Genomic DNA, 25,638 nt, shown 5'->3' on the forward strand with positions numbered 1-25,638 from the left:
GCCGGCCGTGCAGGTGGTGACCGGCCCCGGCAGCGCTGATCAGAAGAGGAAGTACCGCTGTGCCAGAGGCAGTTCGGTGGCGTAGTTCCGTCCGACTTCCTGCCCGTCGACCGTGGTGCGGACGTCCGAGGTGGTGGCCCCGCCGATGGTGACGTCGAACGTGTCGGGGTCGATGTCGATCTTCGGAACACCGTTGTTGTGGACCATGTCGGCCTTGGTGACCTCCCGGGTGGAGCGGATCGCGCGCAGGGGCTTGAGCAGCCCGATCTCGGCGAGTTCGCCATCCAGGGCGGCCTCGGCCACGAAGTTGAAGGAGTTCGCCGCCGGGGCACGGCCCTCGAAGCCCCAGACGGGGCGCGGGAGGTAGGGCTGCGGGGTGGGGATGGAAGCGTTGGCGTCGCCGATCTGGGCATAGGAGATCTGGCCGCCCTTGATGACCATGTGCGGCTTGACGCCGAAGAACTTCGGCTCCCACAGCACCAGGTCGGCGAGTTTCCCGGTCTCGACGGAGCCGACCTCGTGGTCGATGCCATGGGTGATGGCCGGGTTGATCGTGTACTTGGCCACGTAGCGGCGGGCGCGGAAGTTGTCCGCGTGGGCGTCGTCCTCGCGCAGGTGGCCGTAGCGGGCCTTCATGACGTGCGCGGTCTGCCAGGTTCGCATGATCATCTCGCCGATGCGGCCCATGGCCTGGGCGTCGGAGGACATCATCGAGATGGCGCCCATGTCGTGCAGCAGGTCCTCGGCGGCCATGGTGGAGGGCCGGATCCGGGAGTCGGCGAACGCCATGTCCGCGTCGACCTCCGGATTGAGGTGATGGCACACGATCATCATGTCGACGTGCTCCCTGACGGTGTTGACCGTGAAGGGCCGGGTCGGGTTCGTCGACGCGGGCAGCACGTTCGGTTTGCCGGCGAGACTGATCATGTCGGGCGCGTGGCCACCACCGGCGCCCTCGATGTGGAAGATGTGCAGACTGCGGTACTTCGCCTTCTTGGCGCCGCGGTCCTCCTTGGTCGCGGCGAAAGTACTTTGCACGAACCCGGCCTCGTTCAGCGAGTCGGCGTGCAGCGCGACCTGTACACCGGTCTCCTCGCACACGCTGAGTGCGGCGTCGATCACCGCCGGAGTGGCACCCCAGTCCTCGTGGATCTTGAAGCCGAGGGCGCCTGCTGTGACCTGGTCGTGCAGCGCCTTGGTCGAGACGGTGCTGCCCTTGGCGAGCAGACCGATGTTCACCGGGAAGGCATCCAGCGCCTCGAAGGTCCGCTGCATGTGCCACTTGCCGGGCGTCACGGTGGTGGCCGTACTGCCCTCAGCAGGGCCCGTTCCGCCGCCGATCAGCGTCGTCACGCCCGACGCGACCGCCTCGTGGATCTGCTCCGGGCACAGGAAGTGCACATGGGTGTCCACGCCGCCCGCGGTCAGGATGCGACCCTTGCCGGAGATCACCTCCGTCTCGGGACCCACGATGAAGTCCGAGGCGCGCGGGTCGTCGTTGGGGCGAGGCGTCATGGTCTCCGGGTTGTACGCCTTGCCGATGGCGTGGATACGGCCGTCGCGCAACCCGACGTCAGCCTTGACCACGCCCCAGTGGTCCAGGATCAACGCTCCGGTGATCACGGTGTCCACCGGCTCGCGGGGGTCATCACGGGGGATGTGCGACTGGCCCATCGACTCGCGGATCACCTTGCCGCCGCCGAAGACCATCTCGTCACCGCTGCGCCCCGGACCACCGCACCAGTCCGCGTCGATGCGCAGGACGAGATTGGTGTCGGCGAGCCGGACCCGGTCGCCGGCGGTCGGCCCGTACAAGTCGGCGTAGCGGGAACGCAGCAGCGGGTCCCAGGGCTTGTCCTTCTTGACCTTGTCCTTCTCAGCCGGGTTCGGCATCGAGGTGCTTCTCCTCTTCGCTCTTGTCGGCTTGAAGCCCGTGGACAATCCGCTGGCCGGCGATCGGCACCAGCATCACAGTGCGCTTGTCGCCGGGTTCGAACCGCTCCGAGGTGCCGGACGGGATGTGCAGCCGCATCCCGTGGGCCTCCTCACGGTGGAACTTGAGCCCCTTGTTCGCGTCGGCGAAGTGGAAGTGGGACCCCACCTGGATCGGGCGGTCCTTCGGGTTGCGCACGACGAGCGGCACGGGTTCCGCGTCGTCGTTGAAGGCCACCCGGTACTCGTCCTCATCCGGCAGGAGTTCGGGCTTGCCGGGATGGACGTCCACCTCGGTGGACGCCTCGTCGAAGGGATTGCTGATGGTCACCAGCTTCGTGCCGTCCGGGAACGTCGCCTCGACCTGGACGTTGTCGACCATCTCCGGGACGCCGTCCATGACCTCGCTGCGCTGCAGCACATGGCGCCCGGACTCCATCACGGCGTCGACCGTCGCCCCGGCCCGCGCCTCTTCGAAGACGTGCGCCGTCAACAGTGCCATGACCTCGGGATAGTTCAACAGCAGACCGCGCTCACGCCGCCGCTGGGCGACATCGGCCGCCACGTGGACCATCAGACGCTCCTGCTCGTGCGGAGTCAGATGCACGCCGATCCCCCTCTCCTGTTCGTCGCACCTACGCGGCGAGCACCACGAAGCGCGATGAAGACGCCGCCCGTAGTGCCTGCCGCAGACCGATCGTGGGAGAGGAGAGAACTCAGGGGCAGGGAAAAAGCCAGGTCAGACCTAATTGAGTGAACCGGGATCACAAGGCGCACTCAGGGCGCAACAGCAGCGTGCGGGGCGGCGGTCCGGCTGGTCGGCCCGCCCACCTCCCGCTTGGTGAGGTGGGCCCCTCGGCGTGCGCGTCCATGTGGACTCCTTGATGCACGGTGACCGTGGGCTACGCGGTTCCACAGAGGGGGCGAGCGGTCCACGGGGTGGGTGACACCACCGCCTGGTCGGCCCTACCGAGGAATCCCGGCGGAGTCAGCGGCCGGGGTTACCGAGGACCCCACGCGCGCTGGTGTGCCCCGGTGATCGATCTCGTCACTCGGATGGAGGGTATGGCGCACATCTTCGGGCCGGGACGACGTATGAGGGGGTGTCCTGGACTGTGGCACCTACCGCCGAGGACCGGGCGAGTCTCGACGCCTGGTTCGAGCAGTAAGACGCGCTCAGTGTCGAGAACGACGTCGAGCAGGTGATCCAGGGCGGTTGGGGCGACAACCTCTGACCCCTGCCGGTGGAGCGGACACGGTTCCGCCCGCCGTTCCGGCGCCCGCCTCCGGCACGGCACCGAAAATCCGCTTGCCCCCGCCACCGCCCCATGCAAGCCTCTCTACACACCTGTCGTCGCACCAAGGAGCCGGCATGCTCGACCGGGACGCTCGTCCGACCCTGCGGTCCACCAAGGCCGCCCCGTTCACGAACGTCCCGGAGAGTCTCTTTGCCCACGCAGATCAGCGCCCGCGCCGTCACGAAGTCGTACCACGGCCGACTCGTCCTTGATTCCGTCACCTGTGCCCTTACCGCCGGTGAACGCACCGGCATCATCGGGGAGAACGGGTCCGGCAAGTCCACCCTGCTCCGTCTCCTCGCCCGCGTCGAACGGCCCGACAGCGGGGAGATCACCGTCCAGACGGAGGGCGGCGTCGGCTACCTCCCGCAGGACGGTATGCTCCCGCCGCACCACACCGTCCAACAGGCCGTCGACGACGCGTTGAGCGACCTGCGCGCCATCGAGCGCCGCATGCGGGTGCTCGAAGCCGCCATGTCCGGCGACGCGGGGGACGACCGGGTCCTCACCGAGTACGGCGACCTGACGACCGTCTTCGAACTGCGCGGCGGTTACGAGGCCGACGCCCGCGTCGACCGCGCCCTGCACGGCCTCGGCCTGGCCCACCTCCCGCGCGACCGCGCCCTCGGCGAGCTGTCCGGCGGTGAGCAGGTCCGCCTGCGCCTTGCCGGACTGCTCGCCGCATCCCCCGAGGTCCTGCTCCTCGACGAGCCCACCAACCACCTCGACGCGAGCGCCCTGGCCTGGCTCGAGGACCATCTGCGCACTCGGCGCGGCACAACCGTCGCGGTCTCCCACGACCGGGTCTTCCTCGACCGCGTCACCACCACCCTCCTGGAGGTCGACGCCGACCGCCGTACCGTCACCCGCTACGGCAACGGCTACTCCGGCTACCTCGCCGAGAAGGCCGCGGCCCGGCAGCGCTGGGCGCAGGACCACGCCCGCTGGGAGGCCGAGGTGGCCGCCCAGCGTGAGGCCGCGGCGACCACCGCCCGCCGCGTCGCCCCGGGCCGGGCCATGACCGACGGCAACAAGATGGCCTACGACCGGGCCGGAGGCCGCGTCCAGCAGTCCCTGGCCGGTCGGGTGCGCAACGCGGAGGAGCGGCTGCGGCGGCTCCTCGCCGACCCCGTCCCCGCCCCACCGGAGCCGTTGTGCTTCACGCCGGTCCTGCGATCCGGGCGACTCACCGGCACGGTCCTCGACGCCGAAGGTGTCGGCGTCACCGGCCGCCTGGCCCCCACCGACCTCACCGTCAAGGCCGGCGACCGTCTCCTGATCACCGGCGGCAACGGCACGGGCAAGAGCACCCTGCTGCGCGTACTGGCCGGCCGCCTGGCACCCGACGAGGGCCACGTCACCCGGCGCTGCCGCATCGGGCACCTGCCCCAGGAACCCGGTCCCGGACGTCCCGGCGAGACCCTCCTCGAAGCCTACGCCCGCGGCTTCTCCGGCACCGCCGAGGACCACACCTCCAGGCTCCTGTCCCTCGGCCTGTTCACCGAGGACCGCCTCACCGCCCGCGTCACGGAACTCTCCACGGGCCAGCGGCAGCGACTCTCCCTGGCGCGGCTGCTCAGCCGCCCCTGTGACGTCCTGCTCCTGGACGAGCCGACCAACCACCTCTCACCGGCCGTGACCGAAGACCTGGAGGAGGCCCTGGCCGCTTACTCCGGCACCCTGGTCCTCGTCTCCCACGACCGCCGCCTGCGTGAACGCTGGCAGGGCGACCACCTCGTCCTGCCGGGCCGGGGCGTTGACCACCCCCTCGCCCGGTGAAGCGCTCGGGGTGCGATCACGCCACGGTCACGCCGTACCGGTATTCCCTGCCCACCCCCTACCGCACTGGAGGAACACAATGACCGACACCACGCAGGACAACACACCCGAGACCGAGACGCCGCAGGAGAACACGCCCGAGACCGAGACCTCTGAGGCTCCCGAGACCGAGGCCAAGCGGAAGTTCCAGGAAGCACTGGCCCGCAAGGCCCGCATGGGCCGGGCGCAGCAGGCCCACCAGGACGGGCGGCAGAAGATCAAGGGACTCAACGGCCCCAAGGGCCAGACCCGCAACTTCCGCCGCAAGTCCGGCTGACCGGCCCCACCCCGCGACGGCCGCCCGATCCGCGCCCCGGACCGGGCGGCCGTTTTCGGGGCATCCGTGGGACAAAGGGGTCAGGGGCCGAGGTGGACCTGGGTCAACACACCGCCCACGACTGGGCCTGGCCAAGGGTCTGCAAGGGGGCCTCGGCGGGGCGACCGGCGAGAGCGGTGACCTTGACCGGCGAGCCGGCGCAGGCCGCCGGCGTTGCCGCGGCCCCGCGAGGGCGGCCTCGATCTCCCGGTTCTGGCGGTAGCTGTCCTGGTCTTCGCGTGCCATTGCCTCGGTCTGCGGGCGCCGTCGTGCTCGGGCCGGGGGCCTGGGCGCAGGGTGGCGGCGACGGAGCGGCGGGTGGTGCTCGTTTGCAGCGGGACGCGTACACGGTGGTGGACACGGGAGCCTCCGGGCTGGTCGTGCAGGCGCGAGACGCCAGGGGCCGGGACCGCGAGGCCAGGGCCGGTGTCCGGGATCTGGCGCGGGGCGGGCGGATCCCCTTCGGCGTGTATTACCGGATCGGCAGTGACACCAAGACGTTCGTGGCTGTTGCCGCGCTTCAGCTGGTCGCCGATGGCAAGTTGAGTCTGCATGAAACCATCGAGAAGTGGCTGCCCGGGGTGGTGAAGGGCAACGGCAACGACGGAAGCCGCGTCACCGTCCGCAATCTCCTGCAGCACACCAGCGGGCTGCCCAACTACACGGACATCCTGTTCAGCGATCCGAGGAACTCACGCCCGAGAACTATCGCGCGAAACGGTTCACGGCGCGTACCCCCGAAGAGCAGGTCGCGTTGGCCATGTCCCGTGCTCCGGGCTGGCTGCCGGACGCGAAGGACCCCGGCGCCGAGACCCGATGGGCCTACTCCAAGACCAACTACGTCCTGATCGGCATGATCGTCGAGCGGGTCACCGGAAATCCCTGGGAGCAGGAGATCCATGAACGGATCATCGAGCCGCTCGGCCTTCGCCACACCCTGACACTGGGCACCTCCGCCTACGTCCCCCAGCCCACCGCCACCGCCTGCCTCCAGTTCCCCGGCCGGGACGACCCCACCGACACCACGCTCCAGGTCGACGGCGGCGCGGACGGCGGCATCGTCAGCACCACCACCGACATGAACACCTTCCTCCGCGCCCTGATGGACGGCACGTTGCTGCCCACGGAGCAACTGGAGCAGATGCGTACCACCGTGCCGGCGCCCGACTTCTCCGGTGCGGCGACAAGGCCCGCTACGGGCTCGGCATCGCCTGGCGTCCCGTCGACGGCTGTGACAGCGGTGTCTGGTACCACGGCGGTACGTCCTTCGGCACCGTCTCCGAGTCGGCCGTCACCGCGGACGGTGACGTCTCCGCAGCCGCAACCGTCTTCACCACCCGTTTCGGGGACCCTCAGCGTTCTGCGGCGCAGGACGAAGCGACGCGCGAGATGGTCGAACGGGCGGTGTGCGGGAAGGCGTAGGCGCTCGGTCGATGTGGGCCGGGCCAGATCGGACGTCTCGTGGTATTCCGAGTCGCGCGAGGCAGTGCTGCCCGCACTGCCCGACACATTTCTGGAGCGCCGGCTCGCCGCCCTGTCCATCACGTCCGTGACAGCTCTCCTCGTCCACCCTGAGCGATCCCGGCGCGGTACCGGGCAGGCCAACTGGTTGTCCACGGCCTTCGCCAGCACGGCTTCGTCGGCACGGCCTTCACCCGCGCAGCCCTCGCGGGCTCGGCACCCGCGGGCTCAGATACGTCCTCACTGCTGGTGGCCGGGTCCGCATCCACCCTGCGGGTGGGCGCGCCGGCCGCGGACGCAGTTGCCCACCGCACGCTGGCGTTGAGGACCAGGCCGAGCGATGGTTCTCTTGCGGGGGCGCACCCGGTTCCGTCCCGGTGCGGAGTCCCACAGGACACGGGACCACCGACGCGCCCGGTACCGGTCCCGGCGCTCAGGCCCTCCACCGCGGGTTTCGGCCCGTCAAGGCGAGCACCCGCTCCAGTTCCGTGGCGTGCGCGGGCGTCGGCACCTCGGGCCCAAAGACGCCGTACGCGCGAGCCTGCGGGGCCATGGCCTCCACCGCACCGACCAGTTCGGTTACGACCGCAGGGTCCGCCTCGTAGGGCTGACCGGTGGACACGGCGAGGTCCCAGGCGTGGACCGTCAGGTCGAGCAGCGCCATATGCGCGACGGTCCGCGCGGGCAACGCCATCTGCCCGGTGGTGCCCTCCTCCGCGCCGGGTACCGCCCACGCGGCCACGAGCGCGCCGGCCTCCCGGGCGAACGCGGCGCGCCAGTCGGTGTCCGGACGCACGGCGGACGGGGTGGTGGAGAAGTCGGCCTCCTTCTTCGCGGCGAGTTCCTGGAACTGGACGACGACGTGATGCAGATGGTCCAAGAGCGCCCGTACGTCGTAGTCGGCACACGGGGTGGGCGCGGTGAGCACGTCGTCCCCAGTGCCGTGTACCAGGGGTACGGCCTGGCGGGCGGCGGCGTCGAGGAGGACGGCGACGGGGACGTGGGCGGGGGTGGAGGATGTGGACGTCATTCCTCCGACGTTAGGAGTGGGGCGTTGCGACCGGCTTGAACAAACGCGACATCGACCGGTCGGACCGGTCCTAGGATCGGCCCGTGAGTCCCTCAGCCGCCACCTCCCCGGGCCCGCCCGGCGACAGCGCCGCCCGTACCCCCGCCCCCGGAGGCCCCGGTCCTTCGGGCATGGTGCCCCGTGGCGACACCCGAGGGATCCTCGGCCCGTCGGCCTTGCTGCGCCGCATTTCCTTCCGGCGCCTGCCGCCGGCGCCCGCGCTTCGGCCGTACGTCGAGCACTACTGGCTGATCGACTGGGACCTGCCCGCCCCGTACGAAGCGCGAGTCCTGCCGCATCCGGCGGTCAACGCCGTCCTGCAGTGGCGCGGCGGGCGGTCCCGGTGCGAGGTGTCGGGGGTCGGGCTGCAGGCACACACCGAGCGGCTGGAAGGTGCGGGACGGGTAGCGGGGGTGCAGTTCCGGCCGGGCGGCTTTCGGCCGTTCGCGCCCGAAGTGCCCGTCGCGGAATGGACCGGGCGCCGGCTTCCGGCGGAGGAGGTCATCGGCACCGGGCCCGCGCTCACCGAGGCGCTCGCCGCCGTGGGGGAGGAGCGCGACGACGCCCGCCGCGCCGCCGCCGTCGACGCCTGGCTGCTCTCCCTGGCGCCACGCCCCGACCCGCAGGCCGCTCTCGCCTTGGAGCTGGCCGACCTTGCACGCCGCGATCGCACGGTATGCCGTACCTCCCGCCTCGCGGAGCTGGGCGGGCTCTCGGTCCGCGCACTCCAGCGGCTCTTCGCGGCGTACGTCGGGGTGAGTCCCAAGTGGGTGATCCTGCGCTATCGGGTACTCGACGCACTGGAACGGGCCGCGGCGGACGGAGCGGCGGACTGGGCGGGGATCGCTGCGGAGCTGGGCTACGCCGACCAGGCCCACCTTGTGCGGGACTTCACCGCCACCGTGGGCGTCCCGCCGACCGTCTACACGGCGCGGAGCGCGGCCTGAGGCGGTACGGACTTCAGCGAGTGCCTGAAGTTCCGCCCGGAGTACGCAAGATCCGGTTCCGGAGACAGAGCGAAGGGCCGCCGGCGACCACCTGCCGGTGTCCCGGCGGCCCTGCGGGTCCTGGCCGCGGGTCAGCGGCCTACGGGCGCTGCTTCACCCGGTCGACGATCCCCCAGTCCACTACGTGCGACAACTGGGTGTACTTCTTCTTCCCGGAAGCCGAGATCCGCTCGTCGCGGAACCCCAGGAATTCGTACGACGCCGGATCGAAGGTCAGGTACTTGCTCTCGTAGGAGCCGCGACCGGTTTCCGCGAACACACCGACGCGCTTTAGCGCCGGATGTACCACATCTTCGCCTGAGGAACCCCAGGTGAAGGAGCGACGGCTGCCTGGGTGCGGGCCCGCGAGGGCTCGGAGGCATGGTGATCACCCAGCGCCCGGTGACCGCCGCCGAGAGGTGTCCGGTGACGGTCACGAAGGACGACGTGTCACTGGTAGACCCGCACGTAGTCCACCAGCATTTTCGCCGGGAACGGGGTCGAGGCGTCGGGAGGTCCGGGCCAGTCGCCGCCGACCGCGAGGTTGAGGATCAGGTAGAAGGGGTGGTCGAAGACCCACGGTCCGCGGGTCTGTTCGATCCGGGCCTTGTCGAGCGTGAGGACGGTGCGGCCGTCGAGGCTGTACACGATGCCCTTTGCTGTCCCAGTGTGCGGCCCACACGTGGAAGTCGTCCGAGTAGTCGGCGTCTCCCGGAAGGGTGTAGAGACCTCCGATCCCGCCGCCACCGTTGTACGCCGGTGCGTGGACGGTCGAGTACGAGGTCTTCACGTCCTTTCCGAGTACCTCCATGATGTCGACCTCGCCGTTGTACGGCCACGGACGGCCGTCGAGGAAGTCGGCGCCCATCATCCAGAAGGCGGGCCACAGGCCGTTGCCCTTGGGCACCTTGATCCGCGCCTCGACCCGGCCGTACGTGAACTCGAACTTGTCCCCGGTGTTGATCCGGGCCGAGGTGTACTGGCATGTGCCGCTTCCGGTGAGCTGGTCGGTCGGGCATGAGGTGGCCGGGGATCGCCTGCTTGCGTGCCTCGATGACGAGGTGACCGGCGCCGTCCATGCTCACGTTGTCGTCGTTCGTGTAGTACTGCAGTTCGTTGGCGGAAGCGCCCAGGTCGACCTGGATCCACTGTGGGTCGGCGAAGGCGCTGGACCAATGAGTGCCTGGGTCGCCGTCGACGGCGTTGGCGCTGACGAACGGGTCCTCCGTGGACGAGACCGTCACTGGTCTGCCCTGGGACAGCAGGGTGTCGGCGGCGTGCGCGGGCGGGGACCCGGCAGCACGGCGAACGACAGCAGGATGACCGCGAGGGCTATGAGCAGGCCCAGGCGGTGGCGCGTCGGACTCACGGCGGCTCCTCGGTGCGGCGGGTGAGGAAGGGGCAGGGAGCGCTCTCTGGAGGGGGAGCCTGCTGCTGTCGAGGGATGGTGTCAATGGTTTACGTTCACCTTGAGAAAACAGGTGATTGCTGCTTGACGGGGCATCAACTTATAGGCGGCGCAGGTCAACCCCTGGCATCCAGGTGACCAGGAGGTTCGTCGGCACACTTCGCCTCGCGCGTGGAGTGGCAGTCCGGTGAGGCCTGCCTGTCGCCATCCCGCTCCACTCATGGGAATCCTCTGGGCGCACGACACCGCTCAGACGCAGACGTGTCCGCTACCTACCTACTGATCGTCGCGGCCTGCGCCGTCGCCTGCCCGCTGCCCATGTCCCCGGCCACCGCCCATCGCCAGGGTCCTGGGCGCGCATTTGCGGAACCCGTCGCGGCCGATGAGTTCCAGTAGGTCACGCCCGCCAAGGGCGGGGCCGAGGCGGGCGAGCCCATGACGCCGGCGGTGCTGCCGGACTGCTCGGTCCTGCACGCTTCGCGGGACGGCACCGTCCGGCTGACGAACGCGGCGGGGACGACCGCCGTCGCGGGCGAGTTCGGCGTCTACAGTCACGACGAGGAGGGTCTGCAAGGAGTCGCCGTGGATCCCGGCTTCTCGTCCGACCGCCACGTCCGCCTCTACTGCGCGCCCCCAAGCTGAGCACGCCCGGCGATGACGCCCCCATCGACGGCACCCGCGGCCTCGCCGGAGAGAAGAAGGTCCTCGAGATCTGCTCAGTTGTCGGACAGGCGCTCAACTGCCACTTAATGAAAGATGAAAGATAAGTGATGACAGATCTCTTGACCGCCGGTGTCGTTACGGGCAAGGTTCCGGGGAACGCGCTCTCCCCATGCCCCAGACGTTCCAAGGAGCTTCCGCATGCCCACAATTGACGTAGCGTCAGTTGCGCCACCACCACCCCGCAGATCCGTTCGCCGAGGAGTCGTCGGCGCGGTGGTCACGGCTCTCGCCGCCGCCCTTCTCACCTTCGCTCCCGCTCAGAAGGCCGAGGCCGCGCCCGTACTGCTGTCCCAGGGCAAGCCGGTGACCGCCTCCAGTCAGGAGAACTACGGCACCCCGGCGACCGCGGCCGTCGACGGAGACAACGGCACCCGGTGGTCCAGCGCCGCCGCCGATCCGCAGTGGATCCGCGTCGATCTCGGCGCGACGGCCACGATCAGCCAGATCGAGCTGCGCTGGGAGGCCGCGTACGCCAAGTCCTACCGCATCGAGACCTCCCAGAACGGCACGGACTGGTCGACCGCGTACTCGACCACCACGGGCGCCGGCGGCACGGAGACGCTGAACGTCTCCGAAACCGCCCGCTACGTCCGGATGCTCGGCACCGCCCGCGCCACCGGATACGGCTACTCCCTGTGGGAGTTCAAGGTGTTCGGCACCACCGGCGACGGCGGTCCCACCCTGCCCGGCGGCGGTGATCTCGGCCCGAACGTGCACATCGTCGACCCGTCGACGCCCGGCATCCAGGCCAAGCTGGACGCGGTCTTCGAGGAGCAGGAGTCGGCGCAGTTCGGCAGCGGCCGGCACGCGTTCCTGTTCAAGCCGGGCACGTACAACAACCTCAACGCCCAGATCGGCTTCTACACCCAGATCCTCGGTCTCGGCCTGCGCCCCGACGACACGATGATCAACGGTGACATCACCGTCGACGCCGGCTGGTTCAACGGCAACGCCACCCAGAACTTCTGGCGCGGCGCGGAGAACCTCGCGGTGAATCCGGTCAGCGGCACCAACCGGTGGGCGGTCTCGCAGGCCGCGTCGTTCCGCCGTATGCACGTCAAGGGCGGTCTCAACCTCTCGCCCAACGGCTACGGCTGGGCCAGCGGCGGCTACATCGCCGACAGCAAGATCGACGGCCAGGTCGGCAACTACTCGCAGCAGCAGTGGTACACCCGCGACAGCTTCATCGGCGGCTGGTCCAACTCCGTGTGGAACCAGACCTTCTCCGGCGTCGAGGGTGCCCCGGCGAACAGCTTCCCCGAGCCCCGCTACACGACCCTGGACACCACCCCCATCTCCCGCGAGAAGCCGTTCCTGTACCTGGACGGCAACGAGTACAAGGTGTTCGCGCCGGCCAAGCGCACCAACGCGCGCGGCACGACCTGGGAGAACGGCACCCCACAGGGCGAGTCGATTCCCCTGAGCCGGTTCTACGTGGTCAAGCCCGGTGCCACCGCGGCGACCATCAACGCAGCCGTCGACCAGGGGCTGCACCTGCTGTTCACCCCGGGCGTCTACCACGTCGACCAGACCATCGACATCGACCGGGCGAACACCATCGTGCTGGGCCTCGGCCTCGCCACGATCATCCCGGACAACGGGGTGACCGCCATGAAGGTCGCCGACGTCGACGGCGTACGCCTCGCCGGCTTCCTCATCGACGCCGGACCGGTCAATTCCCCCACCCTGCTGGAGGTAGGCCCGCAGGGCGCGTCCGCCGAGCACGCGGCGAACCCCACCACCGTGCAGGACGTCTACATCCGCATCGGCGGCGCGGGTGCGGGCAAGGCGACCACCAGCATGGTGGTCAACAGCCACGACACGATCATCGACCACACCTGGGTGTGGCGGGCCGACCACGGCGAGGGCGTCGGCTGGGAGACCAACCGGGCCGACTACGGCGTCCGCGTCAACGGCGACGACGTCCTGGCCACCGGCCTGTTCGTCGAGCACTTCAACAAGTACGACGTCGAGTGGTACGGCGAGCGCGGACGAACGATCTTCTACCAGAACGAGAAGGCGTACGACGCCCCGAACCAGGCCGCCATCCAGAACGGCGACACCCAGGGCTACGCCGCCTACCGGGTCGACGACTCCGTCGACACCCACGAGGCGTGGGGTCTGGGCAGCTACTGCAACTACAACGTGGACCCGTCCATCCGTCAGCACCACGGCTTCAAGACTCCGGTCAAACCAGGAATCAAGTTCCACAGTCTGCTGGTGGTGTCCCTCGGCGGCATGGGCCACTACAACCACGTCATCAACGACACCGGAGCGTCCACGGTCCCCGCGGGAACCACGACCGTGCCGTCCACCCTCGTGTCCTTCCCCTGACAGTCCGTCCGCCGGCAGCCGGATGATCCGGCAGCGCCGGCCCCGACTCCCCTCCGGTCCGGGTGACACCCCTCGCCCCGGTCCGGAGGGCCCGCGGCCCGGTGCCCGCACCGGGCGCCCGGGGCCGCCCCTCCCCCGTAACGCCCCCATGTGACCGTGCCGTTCCGATCCGAACGGCACGCCACGGCCACGCGCCGAACGGGGACCCACCCTGGAGAGCGCTCCCCGCCCGGCACTCCGACCTGCCAGGAGCAGATGTGTTCAGACCCCCCTCACCACTCGCCCTGACCCGTCGCCGGGCCGGCCTCTCCGTGCTGGTTCTCGGCGCGCTGATGATGTCCTCGCTCACCCTCACCGCCCCGCCTGCTCAGGCGGCCGACACCCTGCTGTCGCAGGGCAGGCCCGCCACCGCCTCCTCGCAGGAGGGCGACGCGTACGCCGCGTCGGCGGCCGTCGACGGCGATCTCACCGGCACCCGCTGGTCCAGTCAGTGGAGCGACCCGCAGTGGCTCCAGGTCGACCTGGGACAGCAGGCCGACCTCAGTCGTGTCGTGCTGACCTGGGAGGGCGCGTATGGCAAGAGCTATGAGATCCAGGCATCCGACAACGGGACGGACTGGCGCGCCCTGAAGACCGTGACTGGCGGTGACGGCGGGACGGACGAGGTCCCCGTGCCCGGATCCGGCCGCTACGTCCGCATGCTGGGCACCGAGCGCTCCGGCGGATACGGCTACTCCCTGTGGGAGTTCCAGGTGTACGGGACCGCGGACGGCACGCCTCCCGTCGGAGGAGGAGCGGTCGAGGTGACCGGCTCCCAGGGGAACTGGCAGCTCACCGTCGGCGGCCAGCCGTACACCGTCAAGGGCCTGACCTGGGGTCCGGCCATCGCGGACGCCCCCAAGTACATGCCCGACGTGAAGTCGATGGGCGTCAACACGATCCGCACCTGGGGCACCGACGGCGGCACCGAGCCGCTGCTGGACTCCGCGGCGGCCAACGGCATCCGGGTGATCAACGGCTTCTGGCTCCAGCCGGGCGGCGGTCCGGGCAGCGGCGGCTGCGTGAACTACGTGACCGACACCACGTACAAGAACGACATGTTGACCGAGTTCGCCAAGTGGGTGGAGACCTACAAGTCGCACCCCGCCACGCTGATGTGGAACGTCGGCAACGAGTCGGTGCTCGGCCTGCAGAACTGCTACAGCGGCACCGAACTCGAGAACCAGCGCAACGCCTACACCTCCTTCGTCAACGACGTCGCCAAGAAGATCCACTCGATCGACCCGGACCACCCGGTCACCTCCACCGACGCCTGGACCGGCGCCTGGCCGTACTACAAGCGCAACGCGCCCGACCTCGACCTGTACTCGATGAACTCCTACGGCGACATCTGCAACGTGCAGGAGGACTGGGAAGAGGGTGGCTACACCAAGCCGTACATCATCACCGAGGGCGGGCCGGCCGGTGAGTGGGAGGTCCCGGACGACGCCAACGGCGTCCCCGACGAGCCGACCGACGTGCAGAAGGCGGACGGCTACACCCAGGCGTGGAACTGCATCACCGGCCATCGAGGCGTCGCGCTCGGGGCCACCCTGTTCCACTACGGCATCGAGCACGACTTCGGTGGCGTCTGGTTCAACCTCCTGCCCGACGGTCTGAAGAGGCTGTCCTACTACTCCGTCAAGAGGGCCTACACCGGGTCGACGAGCGGCGACAACACGTCCCCGGTCATCTCGAACATGGCCGTCAGCCCCGCCTCCTCGGCCCCTGCGGGCAGTGAGTTCAGCGTGCGTGCCGACGTGCGCGATCCCGACGGCGACCCGATCACGTACAAGATCTTCCTCAGCGGCAACTACGCGAACGGCGACAAGCGCCTGGTCGAGGCCGAGTGGCGGGCCACCGGCAACGGCACCTTCGCCGTCACCGCGCCCGAGAAGCTGGGCGTGTGGAAGGTGTACATCCAGGCCGAGGACGGCCGCGGCAACGCCGGCATCGAGACCAAGTCGGTCAAGGTCGTCGCCCCACCGGTCACCGGTACCGACGTGGCGCTGAACAAGCCGACCACCGCCTCCTCGTTCCAGGAGTCGTACGGCGACTGCCCCTGCGAGCCCGCCAAGGCGACGGACGGCAGGGCCGACACCCGCTGGGCCAGCGACTGGAGCGACCCCCAGTGGATCAGCGTCGACCTCGGCGCCCCCACCACCGTCCGCAAGCTCCAACTGGTGTGGGACCCGGCCTACGCGAAGTCCTACGAGGTCCAGGTGTCCGACGACGGAAACACCTGGCGCACGGTCCACACCACCACCGTCGGCAACGGTGACGTCGACATCATCGACGTCGCCCGGACCGCGCGGCACGTCCGTCTCCACCTGACGGCCAGAGGGACGGGCTGGGGCTACTCGCTCCACGAGTTCGGCGTCTACAGCTGACGCACCACGCCATGCCCCCGGCAGGAGGCAGCGCTCAGCCCCCTGCCGGTCACCATCCCCCACCATGGGCTGGAGGCCCTCCATGAGATGGCGTTCGAAACAACTCCCCGCGCTCCTTCTCGGCAGCGCTCTCGTCGCATCGGTCCTCGGTCTCGGCACGGTCGCCACCGCGGCCGATCCGGGAAGTCCCGACCCGGTCGGCCAGCACACGGGACACACCGCGGCGGTGTCGACCCAGGCGTCCGGCGACGACCCCGACGGCGACGGTTACATACCGGCCGTCCCTCCGGTCACCGGCGTCACACCGTCCACACACACTCCGCCGCCGCGCTACCACAAGGAGTTCCAGGCCAACTGCGCTGTCACGCACACCGCGCCGGACGACCCGATCGTGTACCCGGGGCAGCCGGGCAAGTCCCACGACCACACCTTCATGGGCAACACGTCGACGGACGCCGGCAGCACCACGGCGAGCCTCTACGGCGGCGACACCACCTGTCTCGCGCCGGCCGACGCATCCGCGTACTGGATGCCGTCCCTGTACAAGGGCGACAAGAAGGTCCTGCCGGTCGGCCCGCAGACCATCTACTACAAGGCCGGCGTCACCGACTACACCAGCGTGCGTCCCTTCCCCAAGGGACTGCGGTTCGTCGTCGGCAACCCCATGCAGAGCGCCGAGGAGTTCCGCGGCCACAAGGGCTTCGTCGAGGGCTGGGAGTGCGGTGACAGCTTCTTCAACGTCGACATCCCGGCGAGCTGCCCGGAGCGGCCCGACGTCCAGCTCAACCTGCGCATGCAGGCGCCCAGTTGCTGGGACGGAAAGTACCTCGACACGCCCGACCACAAGAGCCACATGGCCTATCCGGTCGTCAAGCCGGGCACGAACGACAACATGTGTCCGGCGTCCCACCCGGTCGCCGTGCCGATGATCGAGTTCAAGATGGCCTGGCCGGTCAACGGTGACATGAGCGACGTGCGGCTGGCCAGTGGTCGCGGCTACTCCTTCCACTACGACTTCTTCAACGCCTGGGAGGAGCGGACCCTCAAGGCGCTGGTCGACGGTTGCATCGTGGGCGGCTTCCAGTGTGACGCGCGCGGCTACGACCTGTACCACCCGGAGCGGGACGCGGTCCTGAACGCGGACTACCGACTGCCCTGACCGGCCGCAGTACCGGGGCCCGGCCACTCCCGCACACGCGAGAGCGGCCGGGCCCTCTGCCCTGCCCGGCCCTCGGCGGGGCCTTGACCGAGCAGTTGTGAAAGAAGGACGGGACATGGACGACAGGACGCTCGACCGGCACACCGGCAAGCTGACCCTGGAGCAGAAGGTACGTCTGCTCACCGGTGCCACGACGTGGCGCACGGCGGGGGAGGACGGCATCGCACTGCGGGAGATCGTGATGTCCGACGGGCCGGCCGGCGTCCGCGGGGAGGCGTGGGACGAGCGGCGCCCCTCCGCGCTGCTGCCCTCCGCCTCGGCCCTGGGAGCCTTGTGGGACGAGGCACTGGTGGAGGAACTCGGTGGGCTGCTGGCCGCGGAGGCTGTCCGCAAGGGCGTCGACGTGGTGCTGGCTCCGACCCTCAACCTCCACCGGACCCCGCTCGGCGGCCGGCACTTCGAGTGCTTCTCCGAGGACCCGGAACTGACCGGCCGTACCGGGGCCGCGCTGATTCGTGGCGTCCAGGCCCACGGTGTGGCGGCCACGGCCAAGCACTATGTGGCGAACGACTCCGAGACCGACCGGCTGACCGTCGACGTCCGGGCGTGCGAGCGCACCCTGCGCGAGGTGTACCTCGCCCCCTTCGAGGCGGCCGTCGAGGCCGGCGTGTGGCTCGTCATGGCGGGCTACAACTCCGTCAACGGCGTGACGATGACGTCCCACCCCCTTCTCGACGAGCCCCTCAAGGGGGAGTGGGGGTTCGACGGAGTCGTCGTGTCCGACTGGGCCGCGGTGCGGTCCACCGAGGGGCCGGCCCGCGCCGCCCTCGACCTGGCGATGCCCGGGCCGCCGGGCCCCTGGGGAGCGGCGCTGGTCCGGGCGGTCAAGGAGGGACGGGTACCGGAGAAGGCGGTCGACGACAAGGTACGCCGACTGCTCCGGCTTGCCGACCGGGTGGGCGCCTTCGCTCCCCGTCGCCGGCGTCACCTGCCGCTGCGGGGCTCCCTGGACACCCGGGCGTTGCTGCGCCGGGCCGCCGCGGCCGGTTCGGTCCTGCTCAGCAACCGAGGGGTGCTTCCCCTCGATCCGGCGGAGCTTTCCACCGTCGCGGTCATCGGCGCGCACGCCGCGTCGCCCCGCACGCAGGGCGGCGGCAGCGCCGGCGTCTTCCCGTCTGCGGTGGTGACCCCCCTGGCCGGTGTCCGGGCCCGGCTGAGAGGCCGCGTCCGGGTGGTGCACGCCCCCGGTCCGACGCCAGGCGCCGCTGCAGCCCCGCTCGGCACCGACCGGTGCGACGACCCGAGGTCGGGCGCCCCCGGGGTGCTGCTGCGCGTTCTGGACGAGTCGGGGAGAGAACTGTGCGCCGAGCATCGCCTCTCGGGCCGCCAGCTGGAGCCGGATCTGCCTCCTGGAGCCCACACGGTGGAGATCAGCGCCCTGCTGCGGCCGCAACGGACGGGGGAGTGGACCTTCGGTGTCGGTGGTTTCGGCCGGATGACGCTGACCGTCGACGGAGACACGATCCTGGACGGCGTGTTCCCCCGCGAGACCGACGACCCGGCGGTCGTCCACGTCGATCCACCCGTCCAGCAGGCACGGACGGAGCTGACCTCGAAACGGCGGCCGGTCCACGTCGTGGCGCGGCGTGAGCTGGTCCCCGGCTGCGGGCGAGCCACCGTCGTCACCGCGGCGCCGCCGGAGCCCGACGCGGAGAGCGCGGTGGCGGCCGCGGTGGAGGCGGCCCGCGAGGCGGATGCCGCGATCGTGGTCGTCGGCACCACCGAGCAGGACGAGACAGAGGGGCGCGACCGGGACGACCTGTCGCTCGGCGGGCGCCAGGACGACCTCGTGCGGGCGGTGGCCGCGGTCAATCCGCGCACGGTCGTGGTCGTAAACAGCGGCGGCCCGGTGGAGATGCCGTGGCGGGAGGAGGCGGGCGCGGTACTGCTCGCCTGGTTCCCGGGGCAGGAGGCGGGTGCGGGACTCGCCGACGTGCTGTTCGGACTGGAGGAGCCGGGCGGCAGGCTTCCCACGACGTGGGGTGCCTGTCTCGAGGACACGCCGGTGACGCGTACGCATCCGGCGGAGGGTCGTCTCGACTACGCCGAGGGGCTGCACGTCGGCCATCGGGCCTGGCTGCGGGCCGGTCGCGCACCGGCCTTCTGGTTCGGCCACGGACTCGGGTACACCACCTGGGAGTACGAGGCCGTCGACGCGCCGGCAAGGGTCACGGCGGGCGAAGCTTTCACCGTGCGGGTCCGTCTGCGCAACACCGGGGCCCGCGCGGGGCGGGAGGTCGTTCAGGTGTACGTGGCGCGGCCTGGGTCTGCCGTGGAGCGGCCCGTACGCTGGTTCGCCGGTTACGTGGCGGTCCGGGCGGAGGCGGGCCGGACGGTGACCGCCGAGGTGGAGGTGGCGCCCCGCGCGCTGCGCCACTGGTCACAGGAGGAGCGCGCCTGGTCCACGGAGCCCGGTCCGTACCGGCTCACGGTGGGCAGGTCGGCGGGGGACCTGCGGTGGGCGGGGGAGGTGACGGTCGAGCGACGGGCGTTCACCCGCTGAGTCCCTCCTCACTGCGCTGCCCGTTCCCGCAGGCTGGACTGCCAGACGGGGCCCTGCTGCTCCGGATCCGCCTCGGGGCGGCGGCCACCACGGGCGAAGAAGTCGGCGAGCGGCAGGATCGCGGCGCCGACGGTGACGGCGTCCGGTCCGAGCGTGCCGAGGTCGATCTCGACGTGCGAGGCCGGGTACTTCAGCGAGTACGAAGCGGCGTACGTCCGCACCGTGTCGAGGAATCGCCGGCCGAGCTGGAGCCCCGCCCAGCCGCCCACGAGGATCCGTTCGGGCTGGAAGAGGTTGATCAGGTCGGAGAAGCCCGCGCCGAGGTACTCGGCGGTCTCCTCCAGGACGGCCAGTGCGGTCGCGTCGGCCGTCGGAGTGACTCCCTCGGCGTCGGGGACGGGGTACGCGGCGGCGAGCATCGCGGTCAGCGCGGTCTCCTCGTCCGCGCCGGTCGGTGGCCGCCCGCCCGCCTCCACCCACCGGTCCAGGAGCGCTTCGGACCCGGCGTACGCCTCCAGGCAGCCCTTCGCGCCGCAGCGGCACTGCCGGCCCCGTACCCGTACGGTCAGATGTCCCCACTCCAGTGCCTTGCCGGACCGCATGTCGTCGGTGACGACGCAGGCGCCGACACCGGAGCCGAAGAGGACCACCACGGCGTTCTGCGCGCCCCGCCCGGCGCCGAACCACATCTCCGCCTGGCCGAGCGTCTTGGCGCCGTTGTCTATGTAGTACGGCACGGTCTCGGGCAGCAGCCGGGACTCGCGCAGCAGCCGCTCCAACGGGACGGCGTCCCAGCCGATGGTCTGCCCGTGCACCACGGCGCCGTCCTCCGCGCTCCCGGCGACGATTCCCGGCACGCCGATGCCGACGCCCAGCAGCCGCTCCGCCGGGATACCGGCCTGGCTCAGGACCTCGGGAATGCCTTCGCGGAGATGACCGACCACCACGCCGACGTCGTAGCGGTCCACGCGGCGCGGACTATCGGACGTCAACGGGCGCTCCAGCCGGGCGAGTTCGGTGAGAGCCAGGTCGAACAGCTCGATCCGCACCCGCGTCTCCCCGACGTCCACGCCGATCAGGTAGCCGCTGTTCGCGCTGATGCGCAGGAGCGTACGGGGGCGGCCGCCGGCCGAGTCCACGCTGCCGGCTTCCTCGACCAAGCCCTCGGCGACCAGTTCGGACACCACGTTGCTCACCGAGCCCGAACTCAGCCCGGTGGCCGGGCCCAGCGAGAAACGGCTCAGGGGCCCGTCGAAATACAATCGTTGCAACACCGCCGTGCGATTCTCTCGCCGCAGGTCACGCACCGTACGGCCGCTGCGCATCTTCACTGTGCCACCTCGTCTCCGATGTCCTGCATGCAACTTACATGGGCCCGAGCCCTTGACGCGACCTTCACACGAGGTTTAACTCACACCGTGAATTAAGCGGCGGGACACTTCAGGGATCGAACCGGGACGCCACTCGTGTCGCACCCTCCCCGCAGGCGAAGTCCGTTCACCTCCCCGGAAGGGCCACCTGAAGTCATGCGCAGAATCAGAGCCGCAGCCGTCGGCGCCGTCACCCTGTCACTCGTTCTCACCGCGGCCGCCTGCGGCGGGGGCACTTCCGGCTCGGAGGGTTCCAACGAGCAGCCGAAGACGCTCACCTACTGGGCTTCGAACCAGGGCGCGAACCTGGAGGTGGACAAGAAGGTCCTCCAGCCCGAACTCGACAAGTTCGAGAAGCAGACCGGCATCAAGGTGAAGCTGGAGGTCGTGCCGTGGTCCGACCTGCTGAACCGGATCCTCACCGCCACTACGTCGGGCCAGGGCCCGGACGTCCTCAACATCGGCAACACCTGGAGCGCCTCCCTCCAGGCCAGCGGCGCCCTGCTGCCCTGGGACGCGAAGAACTTCGAGGCGATCGGCGGCAAGGACCGATTCATCGAGTCCGCTCTCGGCTCCACCGGCACCCAGGGTCAGGACCCGGCCGCCGTACCGCTGTACTCCATGGCCTACGCGCTCTACTACAACAAGAAGCTCTTCGCCGAGGCCGGGATAGCGAAGCCTCCGGCCACCTGGGAAGAGCTGGTCGCCGCCGGCAAGAAGCTCACCGCCAAGGGCCACAACGGCCTCGGCGCCGAGGGCTCCAACCTCTCCAACAACATCCATCAGGTCTTCGTCCTCGGCAAGCAGCACGGCGCCGACTTCTTCACCTCCGACGGCAAGCCGGACTTCACCTCCGACGGTGCGGTCGCCGCGGTGAAGCAGTACGTCGACCTGATGGCCAAGGACAAGATCGTCGCGCCGGGCAACGCCGAGTACGCGCAGAACCAGTCCCTGAGCGACTTCGCCAAGGACAAGACGGGCATGGTGCTGTGGCAGACCGCTTCCGCCACCTTCAAGACCCACGGCATGAACGACGACGAATGGGGAGTGGCACCCGCCCCGGTGCAGTCCGGCCAGCCCGGTCAGGACAAGGCCACCAACTCCCTGGTCGCCGGCATCAACATGGCCGTCTTCAAGAACACCAAGAACATCGACGGCGCCAAGAAGTTCGTCAAGTTCATGACCAGCGACGAGGAGCAGGTCGTCCTCAACAAGGCCTACGGCTCCATCCCGCCGGTCAAGACCGCCCAGCAGGACCCGGCCTTCAACACCCCTTCACTCGCCGTCCTGCGCGAAACCCTCACGAACAGCGCCACCGCCCTGCCGCAGGTCCCCGAGGAGTCCCAGTTCGAGACCCTCGTCGGCACCGCGGTCAAGGAGCTCTTCGCCGACGCCGCCGCGGGGCGGCCGGTGACCACCGAGTCGGTGCGGGCGGCACTCGACAAGGCCCAGCAGCAGATGCCCACGACGTGAGTACGGACACCTCCATGACCACCCTCACCGCTACCCCTGACTCAGGCGAGCGGAAGGCACGCAAGAAGCCCCCCGGAGCGCCGCGCAGAAGCCGCTCCGGGCGGCTGCGCCGCATCAGCCTGCCGTACCTCCTGCTGCTCCCCGCGATCCTGCTCGAACTCTTGGTCCACCTCGTGCCGATGGTGATCGGCATCGTCGTCAGCTTCAAGGAGCTGACCCAGTTCTACATCCGCGACTGGAGCACCGCTCCCTGGGCCGCGTTCGACAACTACTCCCTCGCCGTCGACTTCAACGCCCCCGTCGGCGAGGCGCTGCTGAGCTCCTTCCTCACCACCTGCCTGTTCACCGTCCTCTCCGTCGGCCTGTGCTGGCTGCTCGGAGTGGCCGCGGCCATCTTCATGCAGGAGAGCTTCCGCGGCCGTGGCTTCCTGCGCACGCTCTTCCTCGTCCCGTACGCGCTGCCCGTATACGCCGCCGTCATCACGTGGGCGTTCATGTTCCAGCGCGACAACGGACTCATCAACCACGTCGTGCACGACCAGCTCGGCCTGACCGACAGCGCGCCGTTCTGGCTGATCGGCGACAACAGCTTCTTCGCCCTGCTCATCGTCTCGGTGTGGAAGGGCTGGCCCTTCGCCTTCCTGATCGTCATGGCCGGGCTGCAGAACATTCCCCGGGAGATCTACGAAGCCGCCGCCCTCGACGGCGCGGGCGTGTGGCAGCAGGTCCGCCGCATCACCCTGCCGGCGCTGGGCCCGGTGAACCAGGTCCTCGTCCTGGTGCTGTTCCTGTGGACGTTCAACGACTTCAACACGCCGTTCGTCCTCTTCGGCGAGGCGGCGCCCGAGGCGGCCGACCTCATCTCCCTGCACATCTACCAGTCCTCGTTCCAGACCTGGAACTTCGGCACCGGATCCGCCATGTCGGTCCTCCTGCTGCTGTTCCTGCTCGTGGTGACGGGCGCCTACCTCTGGTTCACGTCCCGAGGAAGGAAGGCCACCGATGCCTAGCCAGTCCCGGCGTCAGGTCCGCTCCCCGATGGCTGCCCCGCAGTCCTTCCTGTGGAGCCGACGGATCTTCCTGACCCTCCTCGCCGGCTTCGTACTGCTGCCGGTGTACGTCATGATCTCCAGCTCGCTCAAGCCGCTCCAGGACGTGTCCGGCAAGTTCCAGTGGATCCCTTCGAGCCTGACCGTCCGCCCGTACTTCGACATCTGGAACACGGTCCCGCTGGCCGACTACTTCATGAACTCGCTGATCGTGGCCGGCGCGGCGACCGTCTGCTCCGTCACCATCGCCGTGTTCGCCGCCTACGCGGTCAGCCGCTACACCTTTCGCGGCAAACGCGTCTTCACGGTGACGGTGCTGTCGACCCAGATGTTCCCCGGCATCCTCTTCCTGCTGCCGCTTTTCCTCATCTACGTCAACATCGGCAACGCCACCGGCATCGCGCTCTTCGGGTCCCGTGGCGGCCTGATCCTCACCTACCTCACCTTCTCGCTGCCCTTCTCCATCTGGATGCTGATCGGTTACTTCGACTCGGTGCCCAGAGACCTCGACGAAGCGGCGAAAGTGGACGGCTGCGGGCCGCTCGGCGCCCTCTTCCGGGTCATCGTGCCCGCCGCGATACCGGGCATCGTGGCGGTCGCCGTCTATGCGTTCATGACCGCCTGGGGAGAGGTCCTCTTCGCCTCCGTCATGACCAACGACACCACCCGCACCCTCGCCGTCGGTCTGCAGGGCTACTCCACCCAGAACGACGTGTACTGGAACCAGATCATGGCCGCTTCCCTGGTCGTGAGTCTGCCCGTCGTCGCCGGCTTCCTGCTCCTCCAGCGCTACCTCGTCGCCGGTCTGACCGCCGGTGCCGTCAAGTAGCGGCCCGCGTCCTCTTTCCTCACTCACTTCTCCGACCACCCCAGAGAGGCACCCTCTGTGTCCGATTCGATAGACCTCGCCGCCTTCCCCGCCGACTTCACCTGGGGCACGGCCACCTCCGCCTACCAGATCGAGGGCGCCGCCACCGAGGACGGCCGGGCACCGTCGATCTGGGACACCTTCTCCCACACCCCCGGCAAGATCGACAACGACGACCACGGCGACGAGGCCTGCGACCACTACCACCGGTGGCCCGAGGACATCGCCCTCATGAAGGAACTGGGCACCGACGCCTACCGGATGTCCATCGCCTGGCCCCGCGTGATGCCCACCGGCGACGGACCCGTCAACGCGGCCGGCCTCGACTTCTACGACCGCCTCGTCGACGCCCTCCTCGACGCCGGCATCACCCCCAACATCACCCTCTACCACTGGGACCTCCCCCAGGCCCTCCAGGACCGCGGCGGCTGGACCGTACGCGACACCGCCGGACACCTCGCCGCCTACGCCTCCGCCGTCGCCGGACGGCTCGGCGACCGCGTCACCCGCTGGGCCACCCTGAACGAACCCCTGTGCTCCGGGTGGATCGGCCACCTGGAAGGCAGGATGGCTCCCGGCCTCACCGACCTCACCGCCGCCGTGCACGCCTCGTACCACCTGCTCCTCGGCCACGGACTGACCGCGCAGGCGATCCGCGCGGCGGCACCGGGCGTTCAGGTAGGGCTCGTGACCAACCACTCGACCGTGGAAGCCGCCTCGACCCGCCCGCAGGATCTCGCGGCGGCCACCCGCATGGACGGCCACACCAACCGATGGTGGCTCGACCCGGTCTACGGCCGAGGCTTCCCCGCCGACATGCGCGAACTGTACGGCGTGGACCTGCCGGAACGACCGGGCGACCTGGACACGATCGCCGCCCCGCTCGACTGGCACGGCCTCAACTACTACTTCCCGGTCACGGTCGCAGACGACCCGGCCGGCCCCGTCCCGTACGCCCGCGAGGTCCAACTGCCCGACGTGCCCCGCACCGGCATGGACTGGCAGATCGACGCCGACGGCCTGGAGGCGTTCCTGATGCGGCTGACCGACGACTACGGAGTCCGCAAGCTGTACGTCACCGAGAACGGCTCAGCCTTCCCCGACACCGTCGCCCCCGACGGCACCATCGACGACACGGAACGGGCCCGCTACCTGGAGCAGCACGTCAGCGCCTGCGCTCGCGCCGTGCGCAAGGGCGCCCCGCTCGCCGGCTACTACGCCTGGTCCCTGCTCGACAACTTCGAGTGGGCCTACGGCTACGACAAGCGCTTCGGCCTCGTCCACGTCGACTACGCGACCCAGGCGCGCACCATCAAGTCGAGCGGCCGCCGGTACGCGGACATCATCCGCGCTCATCAGCAGATCCAGGCCTGACCCGCGGC

At 69.7% G+C, this 25,638-nt stretch carries 20 protein-coding genes and 3 pseudogenes; 14 read left to right on the forward strand and 9 right to left on the reverse strand.

Annotation, left to right across the window (positions count from 1 at the left end; genetic code table 11):
* Positions 1-39: 39 nt before the first annotated feature.
* Entirely contained in the window at positions 40-1,893 is a 1,854-nt protein-coding gene (locus ACLIN4_RS34490) for an urease subunit alpha (protein WP_411576563.1), read from the reverse strand.
* Positions 1,877-2,539 carry an urease subunit gamma gene (locus tag ACLIN4_RS34495; protein ID WP_411576564.1) on the reverse strand — a complete coding sequence of 221 codons (663 nt, stop codon included), beginning with the start codon at positions 2,537-2,539 and terminating at the stop codon, positions 1,877-1,879. The genes ACLIN4_RS34490 and ACLIN4_RS34495 overlap by 17 nt, the downstream gene beginning before the upstream one ends.
* Before the next feature lie 841 nt (positions 2,540-3,380).
* On the opposite strand from ACLIN4_RS34495, the gene abc-f reads away from it, so the two are divergent.
* The 4 genes from abc-f to ACLIN4_RS34515 all read left to right on the forward strand — a co-directional run bounded on the left by abc-f (position 3,381) and on the right by ACLIN4_RS34515 (position 7,150).
* Entirely contained in the window at positions 3,381-5,009 is a 1,629-nt protein-coding gene (gene abc-f, locus ACLIN4_RS34500) for a ribosomal protection-like ABC-F family protein (RefSeq protein ID WP_289908212.1), read from the forward strand.
* A gap of 79 nt (positions 5,010-5,088) precedes the next feature.
* Positions 5,089-5,325, forward strand: a complete 237-nt coding sequence (locus tag ACLIN4_RS34505; RefSeq protein WP_100048819.1) for a DUF5302 domain-containing protein — start codon at positions 5,089-5,091, stop codon at positions 5,323-5,325.
* Positions 5,326-5,831: 506 nt separating this feature from the next.
* On the forward strand, positions 5,832-6,212 hold the full coding sequence (locus ACLIN4_RS34510; RefSeq protein ID WP_411576801.1) for a serine hydrolase domain-containing protein: 381 nt from the start codon (positions 5,832-5,834) through the stop codon (positions 6,210-6,212).
* Between the two features lie 5 nt (positions 6,213-6,217).
* The gene (locus ACLIN4_RS34515; RefSeq protein WP_411576565.1) at positions 6,218-7,150 is read left to right on the forward strand and encodes a serine hydrolase; all 933 of its coding nucleotides are present in this window, start codon (positions 6,218-6,220) and stop codon (positions 7,148-7,150) included.
* 108 nt (positions 7,151-7,258) lie between these two features.
* Here ACLIN4_RS34515 and ACLIN4_RS34520 read toward each other — a convergent pair whose 3' ends face one another.
* A complete protein-coding gene (locus ACLIN4_RS34520) occupies positions 7,259-7,855 on the reverse strand; it encodes a TIGR03086 family metal-binding protein (protein ID WP_107477267.1) in 597 nt (198 codons plus the stop codon).
* Between the two features lie 170 nt (positions 7,856-8,025).
* On the opposite strand from ACLIN4_RS34520, the gene ACLIN4_RS34525 reads away from it, so the two are divergent.
* Complete coding sequence (locus ACLIN4_RS34525; RefSeq protein WP_354671126.1) at positions 8,026-8,841, forward strand: AraC family transcriptional regulator; 816 nt, start codon at positions 8,026-8,028, stop codon at positions 8,839-8,841.
* A 139-nt stretch (positions 8,842-8,980) separates the two neighbouring features.
* Here the strand turns inward: ACLIN4_RS34525 and ACLIN4_RS34530 are convergent, their stop codons facing one another.
* The 5 genes and pseudogenes from ACLIN4_RS34530 to ACLIN4_RS34550 all read right to left on the reverse strand — a co-directional run bounded on the left by ACLIN4_RS34530 (position 8,981) and on the right by ACLIN4_RS34550 (position 10,249).
* The gene (locus tag ACLIN4_RS34530; RefSeq protein ID WP_107477266.1) at positions 8,981-9,160 is read right to left on the reverse strand and encodes a hypothetical protein; all 180 of its coding nucleotides are present in this window, start codon (positions 9,158-9,160) and stop codon (positions 8,981-8,983) included.
* A 170-nt stretch (positions 9,161-9,330) separates the two neighbouring features.
* Positions 9,331-9,528, reverse strand: a complete 198-nt coding sequence (locus ACLIN4_RS34535; protein WP_382087208.1) for a hypothetical protein — start codon at positions 9,526-9,528, stop codon at positions 9,331-9,333.
* Positions 9,529-9,595: 67 nt separating this feature from the next.
* Positions 9,596-9,844 (reverse strand): annotated as a pseudogene (locus ACLIN4_RS34540) (glycoside hydrolase family 16 protein); the annotation flags it as partial.
* A 193-nt stretch (positions 9,845-10,037) separates the two neighbouring features.
* Positions 10,038-10,124 (reverse strand): annotated as a pseudogene (locus tag ACLIN4_RS34545) (hypothetical protein); the annotation flags it as partial.
* On the reverse strand, positions 10,121-10,249 hold the full coding sequence (locus tag ACLIN4_RS34550) for a hypothetical protein (RefSeq protein ID WP_257101520.1): 129 nt from the start codon (positions 10,247-10,249) through the stop codon (positions 10,121-10,123). The gene ACLIN4_RS34550 and the pseudogene ACLIN4_RS34545, both read right to left, overlap by 4 nt.
* A 357-nt stretch (positions 10,250-10,606) precedes the next feature.
* Here ACLIN4_RS34550 and ACLIN4_RS34555 point away from each other — a divergent pair.
* From ACLIN4_RS34555 to ACLIN4_RS34575, 5 genes and pseudogenes are all read left to right on the forward strand, one after another.
* A pseudogene (locus tag ACLIN4_RS34555) lies at positions 10,607-10,965 on the forward strand (PQQ-dependent sugar dehydrogenase); the annotation flags it as partial.
* A gap of 184 nt (positions 10,966-11,149) precedes the next feature.
* Complete coding sequence (locus ACLIN4_RS34560; RefSeq protein WP_307651573.1) at positions 11,150-13,345, forward strand: discoidin domain-containing protein; 2,196 nt, start codon at positions 11,150-11,152, stop codon at positions 13,343-13,345.
* A gap of 332 nt (positions 13,346-13,677) precedes the next feature.
* Complete coding sequence (locus ACLIN4_RS34565) at positions 13,678-15,774, forward strand: discoidin domain-containing protein (RefSeq protein ID WP_382087206.1); 2,097 nt, start codon at positions 13,678-13,680, stop codon at positions 15,772-15,774.
* Between the two features lie 82 nt (positions 15,775-15,856).
* Positions 15,857-16,933: a DUF1996 domain-containing protein gene (locus tag ACLIN4_RS34570; RefSeq protein ID WP_382020302.1), complete on the forward strand. Its 1,077-nt coding sequence runs from the start codon at positions 15,857-15,859 to the stop codon at positions 16,931-16,933.
* 115 nt (positions 16,934-17,048) lie between these two features.
* Positions 17,049-19,496 (forward strand): beta-glucosidase family protein, encoded by a 2,448-nt coding sequence (locus ACLIN4_RS34575; RefSeq protein ID WP_382020299.1) that lies wholly within the window; start codon positions 17,049-17,051, stop codon positions 19,494-19,496.
* Between the two features lie 8 nt (positions 19,497-19,504).
* Here ACLIN4_RS34575 and ACLIN4_RS34580 read toward each other — a convergent pair whose 3' ends face one another.
* Positions 19,505-20,821 (reverse strand): ROK family protein, encoded by a 1,317-nt coding sequence (locus ACLIN4_RS34580; RefSeq protein WP_373420282.1) that lies wholly within the window; start codon positions 20,819-20,821, stop codon positions 19,505-19,507.
* Between the two features lie 201 nt (positions 20,822-21,022).
* Here ACLIN4_RS34580 and ACLIN4_RS34585 point away from each other — a divergent pair, with 201 nt between their 5' ends.
* The 4 genes from ACLIN4_RS34585 to ACLIN4_RS34600 are packed head-to-tail and all read left to right on the forward strand — an operon-like array spanning position 21,023 to position 25,630.
* Positions 21,023-22,339, forward strand: coding sequence for an ABC transporter substrate-binding protein (locus tag ACLIN4_RS34585; RefSeq protein WP_381915412.1), 1,317 nt, complete (start codon positions 21,023-21,025; stop codon positions 22,337-22,339).
* A gap of 14 nt (positions 22,340-22,353) precedes the next feature.
* Positions 22,354-23,349: a carbohydrate ABC transporter permease gene (locus ACLIN4_RS34590; RefSeq protein WP_289908206.1), complete on the forward strand. Its 996-nt coding sequence runs from the start codon at positions 22,354-22,356 to the stop codon at positions 23,347-23,349.
* A gap of 28 nt (positions 23,350-23,377) precedes the next feature.
* Positions 23,378-24,217, forward strand: a complete 840-nt coding sequence (locus tag ACLIN4_RS34595; protein ID WP_107477261.1) for a carbohydrate ABC transporter permease — start codon at positions 23,378-23,380, stop codon at positions 24,215-24,217.
* A 57-nt stretch (positions 24,218-24,274) separates the two neighbouring features.
* Entirely contained in the window at positions 24,275-25,630 is a 1,356-nt protein-coding gene (locus ACLIN4_RS34600; RefSeq protein WP_382087190.1) for a GH1 family beta-glucosidase, read from the forward strand.
* The last annotated feature ends 8 nt before the right edge of the window (positions 25,631-25,638 follow it).

It is taken from the genome of Streptomyces mutabilis (assembly GCF_046628145.1).
In the GTDB taxonomy this organism is placed as follows: domain Bacteria; phylum Actinomycetota; class Actinomycetes; order Streptomycetales; family Streptomycetaceae; genus Streptomyces; species Streptomyces mutabilis.

Coding starts and splice junctions, on each gene's coding strand:
- ACLIN4_RS34525 (WP_354671126.1), top strand. CDS start 8,026: ATGGTGCCCCGTGGCGACACCCGAGGGATCCTCGGCCCGTCGGCCTTG.
- ACLIN4_RS34490 (WP_411576563.1), bottom strand. CDS start 1,893: ATGCCGAACCCGGCTGAGAAGGACAAGGTCAAGAAGGACAAGCCCTGG.
- ACLIN4_RS34595 (WP_107477261.1), top strand. CDS start 23,378: ATGGCTGCCCCGCAGTCCTTCCTGTGGAGCCGACGGATCTTCCTGACC.
- ACLIN4_RS34505 (WP_100048819.1), top strand. CDS start 5,089: ATGACCGACACCACGCAGGACAACACACCCGAGACCGAGACGCCGCAG.
- ACLIN4_RS34580 (WP_373420282.1), bottom strand. CDS start 20,821: ATGCGCAGCGGCCGTACGGTGCGTGACCTGCGGCGAGAGAATCGCACG.
- ACLIN4_RS34565 (WP_382087206.1), top strand. CDS start 13,678: ATGATGTCCTCGCTCACCCTCACCGCCCCGCCTGCTCAGGCGGCCGAC.
- ACLIN4_RS34570 (WP_382020302.1), top strand. CDS start 15,857: ATGAGATGGCGTTCGAAACAACTCCCCGCGCTCCTTCTCGGCAGCGCT.
- ACLIN4_RS34520 (WP_107477267.1), bottom strand. CDS start 7,855: ATGACGTCCACATCCTCCACCCCCGCCCACGTCCCCGTCGCCGTCCTC.
- ACLIN4_RS34515 (WP_411576565.1), top strand. CDS start 6,218: ATGATCGTCGAGCGGGTCACCGGAAATCCCTGGGAGCAGGAGATCCAT.
- ACLIN4_RS34585 (WP_381915412.1), top strand. CDS start 21,023: ATGCGCAGAATCAGAGCCGCAGCCGTCGGCGCCGTCACCCTGTCACTC.
- ACLIN4_RS34590 (WP_289908206.1), top strand. CDS start 22,354: ATGACCACCCTCACCGCTACCCCTGACTCAGGCGAGCGGAAGGCACGC.
- ACLIN4_RS34575 (WP_382020299.1), top strand. CDS start 17,049: ATGGACGACAGGACGCTCGACCGGCACACCGGCAAGCTGACCCTGGAG.
- ACLIN4_RS34560 (WP_307651573.1), top strand. CDS start 11,150: ATGCCCACAATTGACGTAGCGTCAGTTGCGCCACCACCACCCCGCAGA.